We start from the raw sequence: 16,679 nt of genomic DNA on the forward strand, positions 1-16,679 counted from the left end.
GACGATGGAAGTGAACCGCCCCGATATCGTGGCCGAAGTGGAGCGGGCGTTCATTGCGTATGAACGGGCGCTCGTCGATAACGATGTCGCCACCATGAACGCGCTTTTCTGGCACGCGCCGCAAACCGTGCGCTACGGCATCGCCGAAGTGCAGCATGGCGGCGATGCCATTCGCCGGTGGCGCGAGACCTGTGCGCCGGTGCCTCGTTCGCGGCGGCTGCATCGCACGGTCGTGACGACATTCGGCGCGGATCATGCCACGGTCAGCACCGAGTTCACCAGCGACGCGACGCCTCTGCTCGGCCGCCAGATGCAGACATGGGCGCGGCTTTCGGACAAGACGAACGCATTCGCGGGATGGATGATCGTCGCCGCCCACGTGAGCCTGATCGAAACGCCCTGAGGAAGCCCTTTGAGCAGCCCTTGCAGGAGACACCCAATCGACTCGCCCAAAGCCATGGAGCGTCCTTCCGTGCGCCCCATTCAGGAAGCGAATCCGCTCGCTGAACAGGTGTATCAGCAGCTGAAGCAGGACATCTTCAGCTTTCGTCTCTTTCCCGGCGACCGCTTCTCCGAGACGGACATCGCGCAATACTACGGCGTGTCCCGCACGCCGATGCGCGATGCCCTGTTTCGCCTGTTGCGCGAAGGCTATCTGGAGGTGGGGTTCAGGCGCGGCTGGAAGGTGTCAGAGATCGACTTCGCGCAACTCGACCAGCTCTATGACTTGCGCATCGTGCTGGAGACCGCTTCGCTCGACAAGCTCGCGTCGACTGCGCCGCCACATCCGCACATCAGTGCCCTCAAGGCCGTCTGGTGCGTGCCGCCGGAAGCGCGCGAAACGGACCCCGTCGCGATGTTCACCATGGACGAAGACTTTCATCGCGGACTCGTTCGCGCGAGCGGCAACGGCGAGATGCTGCGTGTGCACGACGAGGTGACGGAGCGCATTCGCATCGTACGGCGGCTGGATTTTCTGAAGCCGCATCGGACCAGCGCAACTTACGACGAACACGCGAAGATGCTTCGCTGCATCGACCGCGGCAAGTGCGGTGAAGCGGCCATGCTGCTGCGTTCGCATATCACGCAGAGCAAGCTGGAGGTACGGAAGATCACCGTATCGATGCTGGCGCAAGCGCGTGAACGTAAGCTGCCGTTCGTGGGTTGAGAGCTTCAACAGGTAGGCGGGGCGCGGTCTGCTTTGCGGACGGGCATTGCTCGTTTCATCTCCCGGCTGAGCGCATATACCGGGACTATGGTTACGGCGAAGTACCGGCGAGTACAACCCATGCATTGGGGTCGATCTCCACAGGCACCGCTTCCAAAGCGGCTCCCTTGCACGGTCCGTCGATGCACTTTCCATCGTCGAACCTGAACAGCGCACTGTGATGAGCGCACATCAAGACCTGCGACCGGTAACAGGAAACAGTCCCGGGAACGAAGTCCAGGGGCACCGAGAAGTGCGGGCACCGATTGACATATGCCCAGGCCCTATCGCCGCGCCGGACAACGACGACGGAACGCGCGACCGACTCTTCGTGAACGACGAGTGCACCGCCATCTGCCACTTCGTCGAGACGGCATAACTGACTTGCGTTCATCGCTCAAACCCGTTGTTCAGGATTTCCGAGGCTCCAGTCCCACGGACGGACTTCGACCCGCGAGAACAACCCTTCTTTCATGTACGGGTCCTCTCCTACGAAGCGCATGACAGCATCGATGTCGTCGGCCTCGACGACCAGAAGCGTCCCATTCATCTTGTTGCACGACGGCGCGAGGGTGGGGCCCCCGAGACGTACGTGAACGCCATGCTCGGATGCGCTGCGCAGATAGTTTCGATGGCTGGGTCGCACACGCTCGCGAACCTCGCGCATGTCCGGCTTGTCAGTGGCAAAGACGGCGAAATAGCGACGCATTGGTTAGCTCCGGTCAAGAACGAAGTCGTATTTCGCCTCGCGATACGGGCCTTTCAACTCGAACCGACGACCGAATTCGTCACCAGCCGCGCGCTCACGGTAGGCAACCGTCAGTGACGGCTTGACGCCGAAGACCGCATCGGACCCGAGGTATCTGTCGTCTTTGTCGAAAATATGAGTCACCAGTCTTCGATGGCCCACCGCATCGATCATGAAGTGCAGGTGTGCGGGCCGCCACGGATGCCTGCCGGTTGCATTGAGCATCTTGCCGACCGGACCATCGGTCGGAATGGGATAGCTGACCGGAAGAATCGTGGTGATGGCGTAGCGGCCTTCGGCATCGGTGCGATAGCGGCCACGCAGGTTGCCGAACGGCTGGTCGGCGTCCTGGCCGGAATACATGCCGTTTTCAGCGGTTTGCCACACGTCGAGCACTGCGTCGGCAAGCGGCGTGCCGTCGGTGCTGCGTACTTGCCCATGTACGACAGCAGGTGTGCCGGGCGTCGAGGCCATGTTTTCGCCATAGGCCCGCTCCGGCATGTCCGCCATATAGAAGGGACCAAACACCGTAGTGTCCGTTGCTCCGCTCGCGAGCCGGTGATTGATTGCATCGACTAGCATGGACACGCCCAGCGTGTCCGACAAGAGGATGAACTCTTGACGCACGACGTCGTCGCACATTCTGCCGGTCTCGGTGAGGAAACGAATGGCGGACATCCATTCCTGCTCGGTAAGCTGCGTCTCGCGAACAAAAGCGTGCATGTGTCGCACGAGGCTTTGCATCAAGGTTCGCAGGCGCGAATCGGGCGTGTCGGCGAAGCTGGCAACGACCTGCTCGGTCAGCCTCGCATCGCTATCGTCGGTTTTTGTCGTCACGTTTGTCTCCATGTCTATTTCCATGTCTATTCGGCGGCCGCTCAATGCGGTGACCGTCCTTCCCACGCGTCTTGAAGCAGCGCACGGATCGCCGCGCGTTCAATCGGCCGGGGATTCGCATACGGGCTCTTGCACGCGATATCCGCTGCTTCGTCGAGCCCCGCGTAGGGCATGCCGATATCCGCCAGCGCCGCAGAGATACCGAGTTTCTCGTTCAACTCGAAGAGCAGCGGGCCGGCCTCCGCGGCTTCTCTTCCGCCGAGCGCCCGGGCGACACGAAGCAACGCCTCCGGCGCGGCGACGTGGTTATAGTGCGCCGTATGAGGCAACATCGCCGCGTGCGTTTGTGCGTGAGGGAGGTTGAAGGTGCCGCCGAGCGTGTGGCACAGCTTATGATGAATGGCCATGCTGACCGCGCCGAGGCATGTACCTGCGAGCCAGGCGCCATACAACGCACGGCTACGCATGTCGCGGTCGCCCGGCGTTTCGACTATCACCGGCAACGCTTCGCTGAGCGCGCGTATGGACTCCTCGGCCATCAAGCTGATGACTGGGTTCGCGTCGTCGGCGTAAAGCGCCTCCACGGCATGGGCCAGCGCGTTGACGCCGGAAGCCGCCGATATGGCGGCAGGAAGCGACAGCGTCAGAGACGGGTCATACAGGACGGTGCGCGGTAACACCCGCACATCGCGGCCGGTACGTTTCAGACGGCCCTCTGTCAGGCCATAGATCGGCGTCATTTCGGACCCTGCGTAGGTCGTTGGCACCGCGAGGATAGGCAAGGACGACTCGAGTGCTATCGCCTTGCCTAGTCCGATGGTGGAGCCGCCACCGATCGCAATACAACAGTCCGCATCCATTTCGCGGGCCGTGGCGCGAGCCGCGCGGGCGACCTCGACTGGAACGTGCATGACCGCCTCCGCGCAGACGCCCGCGGCGCGCTCGCCAAGGACGTCCGCCACGCGGTCGGCGAGATGCCGCTGTTCAGGCGTCGACAGAATAAGCGCCCGCCGCGCGCCAAGCATCGTCAACTCGTCCGGCAGCTTACCGAGCGCACCCCATTCGAAGACGACCCGCGCAGGCGTTCCCTGATAGACAAAGCGCTCCATGAAGACCTCAACGCTTGAAGTGCGGCGGCACCCGACCGTCGACATTGACCCACACAGAGCACGCCTCCGTGTAGTCGTGCATCGCTTCGAAGCCCATCTCGCGGCCGTAGCCTGACTTGCCTACACCGCCGAACGGACTGCCTGGATTGACGCGCTTGTAGCAGTTGATCCAGCACATCCCGGCGTTGATGCCCGACGCAGTCTTGTGCGCGCGCGAGAGGTCACGAGTCCAGAGGCCGCTGCCCAATCCATACTCGGTCGAGTTTGCGATGGCGAGCGCTTCCTCGTCACTGCGAAAGCGCAGAACCGTGACGAACGGGCCGAACACCTCTTCTTGCGCGATACGGTCGGACGCGCGCTTCGTCTCAATGACAGTTGGACGGACGTAATAGCCATTGGCCAAGGCGCTGTCTTGCGGGGCACTCCCGCCCGTGAGCACGCGACCGCCTTGTTCTCGCGCCACGTCGACGAACGTCAGCACGCGGTCCAGATGCTGCTTCGATGTCAGGGGCCCCATTTCCGTATCGGCGTCGAGGGGGTTGCCGACACGAATGGAGGAGGCCAGCGAAACGAATCGCTCCAGGAACTCGTCCGCGATACGTTCATGCAGGACAAGACGTGAACCGGCGATACATGCCTGCCCCTGGTTGTGAAAAATGGCCCACGCGGCGCCGTTGATGGCCGCATCGAGATCCGCGTCGTCGAACACGATGTTCGCGCCTTTGCCGCCGAGTTCCAGTTGCACGCGCTTGAGGTTGCCCTGCGAGGCTTCCACGATGCGGCGACCGGTCGCCGTCGACCCCGTGAACGCAATCTTCCCCACGCCCGGGTGTTCGGCAAGCCGCTGGCCGGCCGTGTGTCCATAGCCCGGTACGATGTTGACGACGCCTGCCGGAAAGCCGACCTCAGCCATGATTTCGACGATGCGCAACGTCGACAGAGGCGTGATCTCCGAAGGCTTCAATACCACCGTGTTGCCCGCTGCGAGAGCCGGCCCCATCTTCCAGCTCGTGAACATCAGCGGAAAGTTCCACGGAACGATCTGGCCCACTACGCCGATAGGTGCGCGCTGCACGTAGTTAAGAAACCCTGTTTCCACGGGGACCACCGAGCCTTGCAGCTTATCCGCCATGCCGCCGAAGTAGCGGAAGCACGCGGCGGTACGCGGAACGTCGAGCGTACGCGAATCGCGAATCGGGTGACCGGTATCGAGGGATTCGAGCTGCGCAAGTTCCTCGGCGTTCGCCTCGATGGCGTCGGCAAGGCGCAGCAGCAGGCGGCCGCGTTCAGCAGCAGCCATGGCGGACCACTTCGGAAAAGCGCGGGTGGCTGCTTGGACGGCGAGGTCGACATCTGCCGCAGTCGCCGCCGCGATCTTTGTGATGAGCGAGCCGTCGTGCGGGTTGAGCACATCGATGGTGCCGCGGTCGACGGCATCGACAAAACGGCCGTCAATGAAGAGTTGGGTTTGCATGAGTCTTCCTCGATTCGATGCTTCGGACTGCCTAGAACTCGATGGGGTACGGAGCAAGTTCGCCGCTCTCATAGCGCTGCGGCAGGTTAGGCGTGGCGTTCTCCCACACCAGCAGCATCGAGCGCTTTGTCGAGTAGCCCTGGTGCCGAATGTCGGCCGGCATCGCGCAAATGTCGCCGGCGCGCATGGTGATTCGAGCGCGTGGAGCGCCGGTATTCTTGTCGCCGATATCCCAGACGATCTCGTCGGAGAGTTGCAGGAACCACTCGACCCGGTCGTTCCCATGGAATACGGGCAAGATGAATTCTTCGGTGGTCGGACAGAACAGGCTGAGGCCGCAGACCGAAGTCACCGACGGATTCCACGTCACGTCGGAACGGGAAAGGTATTTGAAGAGGTTGAACGCGTGAAGCTCGCCTTCGTATCCAGGCTCGGTATGGACCTCCGGCTCATCTTGCGCGACGTCGAGGAATGCGCGATTGACCGGCAGGTCGTCGCGCAGCGGGGAGTCGCCTGCAAGGCCCGGCATGCGGCGCGTCGCAATGCGCGTGCGTTCGATTGCCGCGTCGTTCTCGCCATGTTTGCGCCCGAACGCGGTTCCCGTTTCCTCCGGCGCTGCGAACGGGTCGAAGCCTTCGTTCGTCCAGTCGTGCAGGATGGCCTTGAACGTCGCCATGATGGTCGGCGTTTCGAACGTCTCGGTATAGTCGACGCCCGCCTCCTTCATGATGCCGTTGAAGGTGCCTGCGTACACATCCACCTTGCCGTAGTGATTGCGCGTGCCGAAAACATGGTCGAAGTTGACCCAGCCGTAGAAGAAGCCCCATGCCACATCGCGCATCATTGCGCGCAGGAAAGCGTCTGCCGGCACGGCGTGCGTGCGCGTCTGACCTTTTGCGGGCCAACTGATCTTCACGAAATACTCGTCGCGCTGAAACTCGAATTCACCGAGCTGAAAGCGGCGATAGCCGGTAATGGCGTCAGGTTCCGTCGAACGCACCGTGTCGGCTGCGAAGTCTGCGGGATGGTCGAGCGTGTCAAGGGTGGCCATGGTTTGTCTCCTGGAAACGTTTGATATCGTCTGTCGAGGTCTCAGTGCAGACAGATATCTGCCCACTTCTCTACGGACAGCTCGCCGAGAACGGTCTGCACGAGCGCGACCCCCGGTTTGCTTGCGGAAAAGCGGTATGCGCAGCCGGCGGGCAGCAGTGCCTGATGACCCTTGCGCAGCACGACGTGGCCCATGTTTCGGCCGTCAGGCTGGGTGCCTGCGTTCACGGTTCCGCGCCCGGACGTCGGCGGATGTTCGAGCTTGATGAATTCGATGCGGACTTCGCCGTCCATCTGAATGGCGAATTCGTCGTGCGCGCATGCGTACCACGGCGACATGCCCTCGGTACGCAGTACCTCGATGACGTATTCGAGGTTCTTGCCGGCGACAACCTTCTCGTAGGGCGCCGATTTGGACGCCACCTCGAACACGTTCGAGAAGGCGTAGTGACGAGCGCTCCCGCTCGTTATTTCGACGCCACCTTTCTTGAAGTTATCGAGTGAGCCAAAGACGGTATGGAATGCAGTGTCGGTCATTGCTGTCTCCTGTGTTGAACTGCTCGTTACGTTCAACTCTAGGGGTAACAGCCGGTCGCAACAACCTGCCAGACACCGACGATGGCATTTGCGATTCGCGAATAATCGTCTCGCGATCTCGCTCTTTAGCGCACCCAGCCGCGCTCCAGCAACGGCACGTCCCACGACGGTTCAGGGCCCAGATATTCAATGAGAAACTCGACGAGTGCCTTGACCTTCAACGCCTGGCGCTGGGTCGCCGGATAGACGGCTGCGAAGTTCAAGGTTGAGAGCTCATAGTCCGTCAAAATGGGCACCAGTGTCCCGTTCACCAGCGCGTCGCTTGCGACCAGGGTCGGCAAACATACGATGCCTCCACCCGTCAGCGCGTATTCCTTCAGCAAATGGACGGAATTCGAACGAATCATGCCCGGCAACTCCATCTCCACGACCTCCGTGCCGTGAGTCATCGTCCAGCGGTTTCGTGAGGGATATCCCGAATAGAGCGCAGTGATGTGGTGCAGCAAATCGCGCGGATGCTGCGGGGCACCATGTTCTTCGAGGTAAGCAGGCGACGCACAGAACAGGCGGCGCACGGTGAATAGTCGACGCTCGATGAGCGACTCTGAAATAGCGGGGAATATCTGGAAGGCGATATCGAAGCCTTCTTCGACCGGGTCGACAACCCGGTCATTCACGATGATATCGAGCTGGATTCCCGGATAGCGCTTGTTGAATGCGGCGAGCGGCGCGCCGAAATGTCCAAGAGCAAAGCCCGGGAGCATCTGAATGCGCAAGCGCCCCGTCGGCGTCGCGCGGAGCTCGCGCATCTGGTCGGTCAGCTCATTCACGCGGCCCACCACCTCGGCGCACTCGCGATAGAACGCCTCGCCGACTTCCGAAAGGCGGACGTGGCGCGTGCTGCGGTGGAACAGCGGCGCATTCACGAACCTTTCCAGCTGCTGAATGCGGTTAGTCACCACCGAACTCGTCACACCGAGCTGTCTTGCCGCTTCCGCGAAGCTGCTGGCCTCCGCCACTCTCACGAATGCCTCGATGCTGAGAAACCGGTCCATGTGGCGCCTTTCCCTGTGCAAAAACGCCAGTTTAAACGGACCGGATGGCTCAGTGCGTCGCGCGGCCCATGCGCTAAAGTCCGTCTTCTCAGGGCACGTCGCGCACCGCGTAGACTACCGCGGTTGCTCACCTGCAGCCAGTCCGGGTCGAACGACCGCGCGGCGCTGAACGACGGTCGGCGCTGTCTCCTTCAGAAGCAAGCTGACCACGATACCGAGGACGACAGCGCACATCGGCAGCCAGAGGATGTTTGCGATACCGAAGTGCGTGGCGACGTAGCCGCCCATCGCCGGCGCAATCCCGCCGCCGAAAATCTCACCGACGCCCACCACTGCGCCGATGGATGTCGACACAAGTCCGACCGGTGCTGCCTCGGTCGCGACGGGTCCGGAGAGCAGCGAGACCAGGCCCAGCGTGAAGAAAGACGCGACAAACAGGACGGAGAAAAGCGCAAGCGGCTGAGCGCCGAGACCGCGGAAAATATAGAGCATGACGGCAGTTCCGGCGAAGCCCACGATGCTCGCCAGTCGGCGCCCGACCAGGTCCGAGAGGCCCGGCAGTGCGAACTGACCCACAAAGCCGCCAAAGCCGATAGCCGAGACAACAAGGCCCATCTTTTGTGTATCGAGCGACAGGTAGCCAGTGAGATAAAGGGGCAGCAGGGCGCCGAGAACGAAAACACCCGTCATTGCGCAGCACAACGCCAGCATGGCGACAAGAATGTTTCGGCTCTTGAGCACATGGCCGAGCGATGCCGGCGCATGTTCCGAAGCAACCTCCTTAACGACTTTCGGTTCGCGAATGACAAAGAACATGAGCGCCCCGAGAATCAGCCCGGGAATTGCAACCAGGGCGAAGACCCAGCGCCACGTAACGAAACTGAGCAACTGCGTGGCGATGATGGGCGACAGCGCCAATCCAAAGAGCGCGAAACCACTTTGCTGCAGACCGAGATTCAGGCCGCGACGGCGCGCAAGGGATGCATCAGCTGTCGCGGCGAAGCTGGTCGGGCAGAAGGAGCCCTCCGCGACACCCATCAGGCCACGAATCGCGATGAGACTGAAGAGCCCGCCAGCGAGACCGGAGAAGCCCGAAAGCAGCGAGAACGCGATGATTGCGGGAATGAGAACTTTCCTGCGGCCGATCTTGTCCGAGATGCCGCCCATCAGGGCCGCGAATATTCCCCAGGACAGTCCAAGGATTCCGATGCAGTTGCCTACGTCCTGCGCCGTCAGGTTGAGGTCCTTCATCACTGAGGGAAACAGCGGGGCAATGAGCCATCTGTCCAATCCCACCAGCCCGAAGCCCAATGCGAGCAGCGTGACTGCCTTCCATTCGTACGAGGTGTCCCAATCAGTTTCTTTCATGTCCGTCTCCGAAAGAGCCAGTTCCAGCGCGAGCGCGATCGGCGCAATCAGCGCAATCGGCGCAATCGCATGTCCCGGCTCCGTTGCTTTCGTGCGCGTTATGCGCGTTGATATTCGCGTGGGTCGTCGTCCGCCTTTGCGGCAACACAATTCAAATGCAAAGGGCCGACGCCCAAAAGATAGGGCGCGGGCGTGTGTCCTTGGTATGGAACAATCAGCGAACGCGCCATTTGCGATATACGAATAATTGGGCAAGCCGGGTGCGTGGGCGTGTGCGCAGAAGCCTGCGGCGGCCGACTGCGGCACTGGAGCGCCTTTCGTAGCGACGCATTAGGGCAATCCCCCGTAGACATCCGCGCAGGGGTGACGGCGGGTGTCGTAACGTCTCGGCCTAAGGAATGAACACTCGAGACAGCCGTCCCAACGCGAAGAACATGGCAGAGTGTGAAGTGCGCCCGACTTCTTATTGGCGAATTGCGTGATTGCACTCTCCGGCAATTACTCACGCGCTGACCAAAGTGAAGCGGCTGCACACTCCGGGCAGAGGTATAAACTCACTCGCCAGAGTCTTCAAAAGATTCTCTGAAACAACTAGAGAGAGTTCCCTTAGCGAATTGGGCAGTTCAAGCGCAGGAATCGGGGCCGCGCGAGCGATGGAGCCTTTCGCATCGTGGATAAAGCAAGGAGTGAGAACATGAAGTTCGACGCAATGGTCCTCGGCGCCGGCATTGTCGGAACATCGGTCGCTCTGCAGCTGCAGCGTCGAGGTCTTGGCGTGGCGCTGATCGACCGCAAAGCGCCCGGGAACGAAACGTCGCTCGGAAATGCAGGCCTCATTCAGCGCGAAGGCGTGTATCCGTACGCCTTGCCGCGCGACTTTGCGTCCCTTGCGCACTACGCACGCAATCGCGCGACGGACGTGCGCTATCACCCGATGGCGATGCCAAGGCTGGCGCCGTTCCTGGTGAAGTATTGGCAGCACTCCCGAGCTGACCGTCACACAAAGATCGCGAGAGCCTATTCGACGCTCATTGAGCATTGCGTTTCCGAGCACCGGGAACTCATCGAAGCGGCTGGCGCACAGGCGCTACTGAGGAAGAACGGGTGGATGAAGGCATTCCGTACAGGCAAAGCCTTCGACGCCGCCGTCGCGGAGGCGGCACGCTGGCGAGAAGAATACGGAATCGACTTCGACGTATTGGAGGGAGATGCGCTGCATCGGACGGAGCCTTTCTTGAGTCCCGTCCTGCGGGCTGCCGTACGCTACTCGTCGTCCGATTCGGTGAGTGACCCGGCCGGCCTTGTCGGTGCGTACGCGAAGCTCTTGGAAAAGCTCGGCGGCAAAGTGCTCGTGGGTGACGCATCCACGCTCGAGAAGGGTTGGCGCGTTCGAACGGAACTCGGCGACGTGCAGGCGGATGTCGCGGTCATCGCGATGGGCCCGTGGTCCGGCGACGTGACCACGAAGCTCGGGTATCGTCTGCCGCTAGAGGTGAAACGCGGCTACCACATGCATTACGCAAGCAAGGCCGGCGCGACGCTGAATCAGCCGGTTCTCGACGCGGAAATCGGCTACATGATTACGCCCATGGTGAGAGGCATTCGCTTGACCACGGGCGTCGAACTCGGCTTACGGGACTCACCGAAGACGCCCGTGCAACTCGAAGCCATCGAACCCCTGGCCCGCGAAGTATTTCCCTTGGGGGAGCGACTCGACTCCGAGCCCTGGCTTGGCCGTCGTCCCTGCACGCCGGACATGATGCCCGTCATCGGACCCGCGCCGCATCACCGGAACCTCTGGTTCGCCTTTGGCCACGCGCATCATGGTCTGACGCTTGGGCCCATCACCGGGCGTTTGATTGCAGAAGCGATCACAGGCACCCCTCCGGCGGTCAACCTGACGCCGTTCCGTGCGGAGCGATTTTGAGTCGCCGGATGGCTCGCGCAAACGACGTCGACCATCACCGGCACTGCTTGAGCCAAACGGCTGCTACGGCATCAACGGCATATGCGGATGCGCTTCGAATAACCGGCAGCCAGCGCCGACCATCGGTCCAGCAAGCGCTGGGTACGTCGTGCCCCTGGCACTCTGAGCGCTTTATCTGTGGGCTTCGCATTGCGATGCCACGGCTACCGGTCACGTAGGCCGCTGCTGATCCGCGAACAAAACCTTGCGGATGATCGCGTGAACGCCCCAGTTGCCATCGACTACTTGAGTAACGCCGAAGTCCACCGCCACCGACATAAGCGAAATTGCTTCGTCTTCGGTAAGCCCCTTGGTGCACATCAGAAACCGCCGCGTCTTGATGAAGGCATCGCGCATGGCCTGATCCAGCGTTGACTTTCGATACACCTCGCTTTGAGCGCTGGTGCCGAATTCAGCCAGATAGTCGGGATGGCTGAAGCCGTGCAGCACCCATTCGTCAGCGGTTTCGATGAGCGGATACGTCAAGTCCGCGAACGACTGCGAGGCGAGCGTATGCTTCTTGTGGAGAATCAGTTCGAAGTCGCCGGTGAGCGAGCATTCGATGGCCGTGCCGCACAGCTCCGAGTCGCCCTGAGAGGCGTGCGGGTCGCCGATAGACAGCAGCGCGCCCGCCACGCCGACCGGCAAGAATACGCTTGCACCCGGTCCCACACGCCAGTTGTCGATGTTGCCGCCGAAGGCCGAAGGTGGAATTGAATCGATCAAGCCATTCTGCTGCGGCGCCACGCCGATCACGCCAAAGTGCGGACGAACCGGAATAGTCACGTTTTTCAGTACGTCGTGATTCTCGATGACGCTCGCGTGATCGACGGGCACGCCCGGATAATCGATGGTCGGATGCAGCACGCCGAACGGATCTCGCTGCGGTGTCCAGCGATAGTTGTAGACGGCGCGCGCATAGGCGCTGTCGTCGCCCGCGTCGTCGGTGTGGATCTCGTAGATGGTCACGACTTCGCGCGGCTTCGGCTCGGTGAGCAACTCGCGATAGTGAAAGCCCCACCACGCGGCGGCGTTGCTGCCGAAGGCGCGGCCATGGAATTTCGGATTCTTGCAGGGTCGAGGATGAATGTCCAAGATGCGCACTTCGAGCACATCGCCCGGCTCCGCGTCCTTCACCGCAATCGGCCCCGTGCAGATATGCACGCCAAAGCCTTCGCCCGCGCCTCGTCCGTAAATGGAGGCGTTCATCGGGCCCGCACCGCGCCGGTCCACGTTCTTGCGTTCGTGCGTCCAGTGGAACACGCTCTCAGCCCCGGCATCGCCCGCGATCATGCGGTCCCAGTCGTCGGACGCATGCTGCGTGAGCGCTTCGACGGTCACCGTATCGCCGCTCTCTACTTCGAGCACAGGCTTGAGATCGTGGCTGAAATAGCCCCAGTGCACGTTATTTGCCGTTGCGCGCAACAGATGATGATGCGGCCTGCCGACAGTCCGTGCGGGCCGCGCTCGCACGGCATCGCTTTCCTCTCGCACGCCGACGAGCGTATCGCCGGAATCCTCACTGCGCGCTTGCGCGGTCAGACCCGCCGCATTCACCGGCAGCCCGCGCGATAGGGAATGCACCAGATGACGCGCCATTTCCAGACTCGCTTCGTGCCGGAACGCGCGTGGCGACGCGCCATAACGCTCGCGAAAAACGCGGCTGAAATGCGCGGGATCGTTGAAGCCCCATCGAAAGCAAATGTCGGATATGGAGACTTTCTCCGATAGCGGATCGACCAGTTCCACGCGGCAGCGTTCAAGGCGGCGCGAGCGCACATAAGTCGAGAAGCTCTGCCCGGCGAGTTCGAACAGCTTGTGCACGTAACGCGGCGACACGCGCTCGTCTTTGGCGAGCGTGGCCACGCTGAGAGTCGAATCGGCGAGATGGGTTTCGATAAAGCGGCACAGCCGGGTGAACAAGGCCGATTGCGATGGCGTCAGCCCGTTGAACGAACCTTTGCTTTCCTGTCCAGCGAGACAGGCCACCAGTATTTCCGCGAGCGCGACTTCGGTGGGACGCAACTCCTCCGCGCTCAGCGTTTCGTGCGTTTCGACGACTGAACGCAGAAAGCCCGAGAAGACGTGGCTCATGCCAGACGCGCCCGGCAACAATGCCACCCGCAGCGAGAGCGGCGAGATGAGACGCGCGTTGATGGCGCTCTTCGGCGCACGCACGATGAACGCGCGAAAGCTCCCTGCGAAAGCGAGCGAAGCGCTTTGTCCCGACACTGCATAGACGATGTCATGCGGACTCACGCGCTCGCGCAGACCATCGGCGATGAGCGTGGCGTCGCCATCGATCAGGAGCACGAGAATGAAACTGTCCGCGTGGTCCGCGCTCATCTCAAGCGTCTGCGCGACAGAGGCGATGGTCATGAATTCTATCCCGCCGGCCGATACGCGCGAGGTCAGCGTGCCTTGCAGACCACTTTCGCCGCCGTCGATCTTGGCCTTCCAGCCGAAACGTGCGAGCGCCCCTATCCATTCATGCCGACGTCTGGAACCAGGATATGACTCGGTGGTGAAGCGCGACAGGTTCAACGGGAACTCCGAGATAGGTCGAGCGGGGCTTCTCGCTCGAAAAGCAACCTTCGCGCCACGGCGCTCCGTGCGGTGCGAGCTTGACGGTGTACTGAAGGCAGTGCATGAGTGCGCCATCGCGGCGCACTCATGCACTTGCCTGCATCGCGCTACGCGCTGCGTCATGCCTTCTTGGATGAGCGTGCACGCCCAGACCAGCAGTTGTGCGCAGCCAGTCAAGTCCGCTGGATTTAGGTCGCCTACGCTCGGGGCATTGCAAGTCAATCGTCATCAGCCGTCAGGAGCGTATCGATGCATAAGAATCTCGTGAGCCGACTATCTCGTGCAGGACTTGGCGCTCTTTGCGCGGTGTTGTTCGTTTTCGCGGGACAGGCGCATGCCGCCGCGCCCGCGGAGTGCAGCACGTTGCAGGCGAAGTATCCGCAGTTCAAGGGCAAGACGCTCACCAATGCGATCAATCCGCATACGCCAGGCTACGAAGCACTCGACCCGAACGATCCGGGCAAGTACGTCGGGTTCGATATCGATCTCGGCGAGTTGATCGCTCAATGCCTGGGCTTCACGATGGCCTACAAGCCCGTAACCTTCGCCGCGCTGCTCACGACCTTGCAGAGCGGTCAGGCCGATATCGTCATCTCCGATATTTACGCAACGGAGGAACGCGCCAAGGCCGCCGACTTCATCACGTACTCGAAGGTGTTCGACGGCGTACTCGTCGCCAAGGGCAATCCCAAGAAGATCACCGGCATCAATACGTCGATGTGCGGCACGACGGCCGCCGAGAACACAGGCTATGTGGAAGTGCCGCTCATTCAGGCGCTTGCGCCGCAATGCAAGGCGGCCGGCAAGCCCGAAGCCACCGTGCAGCTCTACGACAACAACGCCAACTGCATCCAGGCCATTCTCGCGGGCCGCGCCGATACGTATATCAACGACGTGAACACGGTCGACCAGGCGGTGAAGGCGTATCCGGACAAGCTGGATAAAGCGACCGCCGTGACCTTGCCGTACTTCGTCGGCATTGGCGTACCGAAGGACAAACCGGATTTCCGCGATGCCGTGATGGCCGCGCTCATCGCCGTTCAGAAGAGCGGCGCGCAGTCCGAGTTGCTCAAGAAGTGGGGCCTCGGCGTCGAGAATCTCGCGACGCCGCAACTCGTCGTCGCAAAGTAAGCGCGAAAGCATCGGCATATGGACCTGTTCTTTCACTATCTCGGCCTGCCGTATCTGCTCGACGGCATTCGCTTCACGATTGCCGTCACGTTGCTCGGACTCGCGGGCGGGCTCGTGCTTGGACTCGTTCTCGCCGCCATGCAACTGAGCCATATAGGACCGCTCGCGGCCATTGCGCGGGGCTATACGGTGATTTTTCGCGGCACGCCGCTCATCCTGCAACTCGTGTTCGCCTACGATGCGCTGCCGCATATCGGCATCAAGCTGAGCGCCATCGGCGCGGCTGGCCTCGCGCTCGCCGCAAACGAAGCACCGTTCATCGCGGAGATATTCCGCTCGGGCGTGCTCGGGGTAGACCGCGGACAGACGCTCGCAGGGCAGGCCCTCGGCATGACGCCTTCGGTGCTGATGCGCCGGATCATCGCGCCACAAGCCATTCGCTCGATGATTCCCGCACTCGGCAACGAAACCGTCAGCGCGTTGAAGAACTCGTCACTCGCTTCGGTCATTTCTGTTGGCGAGTTGACCTTGCGAAGCACGCAGCTTGCATCGTCCACATTCGACTTCTTTTCCATTTTCTTCGCGTCGGGCCTGTTGTACCTGTGTCTCACGGGCGCGATCGCGGCCATCCAGTTGATGATCGAACGCGCGCTGGATCTGGATCGCGCGAGCCTGGGCGGCCGCTCACGCGGACGTCGACACAGCGCGCCGGTATCCGTGAAGCAGGCAGAACCGACCGATCTGCCACCCGTCTTCGGCCCGGCGCCCGTCACGCTCGGCGACCGCGCACGCCGTTATGACGCGCTTTCCCGCAACAGTATCGCCGTGCAGATAGACGGCGTACACAAGCACTATGGCGGGCAGGAAGTGCTCAAGGGCTTCGATCTCGACATCCGCTCGGGCGAAGTCGTCGCGTTGCTCGGACCGAGCGGCTCGGGCAAAAGCACGCTGCTTCGCTGTATCAATCATCTCGAGCAGTGGGAAGAAGGCGAGATACGCGTGGGCGGCCGGCGTCTCGGCTTTCGGGATGACGGGCGGCGCATGAATCGGCGGGAGCTTGCAAAGGAGCGTGCAAGCCTTGGCGTCGCCATGGTGTTCCAGCAGTTCAATCTCTTCGGCCATCTCACGGCGCGCGAGAACATTGCGTTGCCGCTCGTCTGGGTGCACGGCGCAACGCTCGCCGATGCGAACCGCCGCGCGGATGAGCTACTCGAACGCGTAGGTCTCGCGAATCGCGCCGATGCGCTGCCACGTCATCTGTCCGGCGGCCAGCAACAACGCGTGGCGATTGCGCGCGCACTGGCGCCAAATCCGCGCGTGCTGCTGCTCGACGAGCCGACCTCCGCGCTCGATCCCGAACTGGTGGGCGAAGTGCTCGAAGTCATCCGCCGCCTGGCGCTCGACGATGGCTTGACGATGATCATCTCGACGCATCAGTTGCGGTTTGCGGATGAGGTTGCCGACCGCGTCGTGTTCCTGAGCGGCGGGACCGTGGTCGAGGAGGGACCCGCGCATCAGGTGCTGACGCGACCGCATCATCCGTTGACGGCGCGCTTCGTGAACGTAATGGGCGCGGGCAGCACGCTCGAAGCCGCGCACTGAATCACACGA

15 protein-coding genes are annotated in these 16,679 nt (G+C 61.9%); 5 read left to right on the forward strand and 10 right to left on the reverse strand.

Going from position 1 to position 16,679, the window contains the following annotated elements:
* The first annotated feature begins 4 nt into the window (after positions 1-4).
* Complete coding sequence (gene hpxZ / locus NCR35_RS26480) at positions 5-403, forward strand: oxalurate catabolism protein HpxZ (protein ID WP_250536988.1); 399 nt, start codon at positions 5-7, stop codon at positions 401-403.
* A 54-nt stretch (positions 404-457) separates the two neighbouring features.
* On the forward strand, positions 458-1,168 hold the full coding sequence (locus tag NCR35_RS26485) for a GntR family transcriptional regulator (protein WP_250536883.1): 711 nt from the start codon (positions 458-460) through the stop codon (positions 1,166-1,168).
* 91 nt (positions 1,169-1,259) lie between these two features.
* On the opposite strand, the gene NCR35_RS26490 is transcribed toward NCR35_RS26485, so the two are convergent.
* The 9 genes from NCR35_RS26490 to NCR35_RS26530 form a co-directional block, all read right to left on the reverse strand.
* Positions 1,260-1,601: a Rieske (2Fe-2S) protein gene (locus NCR35_RS26490; RefSeq protein ID WP_250536884.1), complete on the reverse strand. Its 342-nt coding sequence runs from the start codon at positions 1,599-1,601 to the stop codon at positions 1,260-1,262.
* Positions 1,602-1,604: 3 nt separating this feature from the next.
* The gene (locus tag NCR35_RS26495; RefSeq protein WP_250536885.1) at positions 1,605-1,916 is read right to left on the reverse strand and encodes a YciI family protein; all 312 of its coding nucleotides are present in this window, start codon (positions 1,914-1,916) and stop codon (positions 1,605-1,607) included.
* A gap of 3 nt (positions 1,917-1,919) precedes the next feature.
* The gene (locus NCR35_RS26500) at positions 1,920-2,804 is read right to left on the reverse strand and encodes an intradiol ring-cleavage dioxygenase (protein ID WP_284503323.1); all 885 of its coding nucleotides are present in this window, start codon (positions 2,802-2,804) and stop codon (positions 1,920-1,922) included.
* 29 nt (positions 2,805-2,833) lie between these two features.
* Entirely contained in the window at positions 2,834-3,901 is a 1,068-nt protein-coding gene (locus NCR35_RS26505; RefSeq protein ID WP_250536886.1) for a maleylacetate reductase, read from the reverse strand.
* Between the two features lie 7 nt (positions 3,902-3,908).
* Entirely contained in the window at positions 3,909-5,375 is a 1,467-nt protein-coding gene (locus NCR35_RS26510; RefSeq protein ID WP_250536887.1) for an aldehyde dehydrogenase family protein, read from the reverse strand.
* Between the two features lie 31 nt (positions 5,376-5,406).
* A complete protein-coding gene (locus NCR35_RS26515) occupies positions 5,407-6,426 on the reverse strand; it encodes a hydroxyquinol 1,2-dioxygenase (protein WP_250536888.1) in 1,020 nt (339 codons plus the stop codon).
* A gap of 41 nt (positions 6,427-6,467) precedes the next feature.
* Positions 6,468-6,962, reverse strand: a complete 495-nt coding sequence (locus NCR35_RS26520) for a cupin domain-containing protein (protein WP_250536889.1) — start codon at positions 6,960-6,962, stop codon at positions 6,468-6,470.
* A 125-nt stretch (positions 6,963-7,087) separates the two neighbouring features.
* Positions 7,088-8,017, reverse strand: coding sequence for a LysR family transcriptional regulator (locus NCR35_RS26525; RefSeq protein ID WP_250536890.1), 930 nt, complete (start codon positions 8,015-8,017; stop codon positions 7,088-7,090).
* Positions 8,018-8,131: 114 nt separating this feature from the next.
* Positions 8,132-9,385 (reverse strand): MFS transporter, encoded by a 1,254-nt coding sequence (locus tag NCR35_RS26530; RefSeq protein WP_250536891.1) that lies wholly within the window; start codon positions 9,383-9,385, stop codon positions 8,132-8,134.
* Positions 9,386-10,079: 694 nt separating this feature from the next.
* On the opposite strand from NCR35_RS26530, the gene NCR35_RS26535 reads away from it, so the two are divergent.
* Entirely contained in the window at positions 10,080-11,312 is a 1,233-nt protein-coding gene (locus NCR35_RS26535; RefSeq protein WP_250536892.1) for an NAD(P)/FAD-dependent oxidoreductase, read from the forward strand.
* A 210-nt stretch (positions 11,313-11,522) separates the two neighbouring features.
* On the opposite strand, the gene NCR35_RS26540 is transcribed toward NCR35_RS26535, so the two are convergent.
* Positions 11,523-13,895, reverse strand: a complete 2,373-nt coding sequence (locus NCR35_RS26540; RefSeq protein ID WP_250536893.1) for an acetamidase/formamidase family protein — start codon at positions 13,893-13,895, stop codon at positions 11,523-11,525.
* A gap of 291 nt (positions 13,896-14,186) precedes the next feature.
* Between NCR35_RS26540 and NCR35_RS26545 the strand changes: the two genes are divergently transcribed.
* Positions 14,187-15,068, forward strand: coding sequence for an ABC transporter substrate-binding protein (locus tag NCR35_RS26545; protein ID WP_250536894.1), 882 nt, complete (start codon positions 14,187-14,189; stop codon positions 15,066-15,068).
* An 18-nt stretch (positions 15,069-15,086) separates the two neighbouring features.
* Entirely contained in the window at positions 15,087-16,670 is a 1,584-nt protein-coding gene (locus tag NCR35_RS26550) for an amino acid ABC transporter permease/ATP-binding protein (RefSeq protein ID WP_250536895.1), read from the forward strand.
* The last annotated feature ends 9 nt before the right edge of the window (positions 16,671-16,679 follow it).

It is taken from the genome of Caballeronia sp. AZ10_KS36 (genome assembly GCF_023631105.1).
GTDB lineage: Bacteria > Pseudomonadota > Gammaproteobacteria > Burkholderiales > Burkholderiaceae > Caballeronia.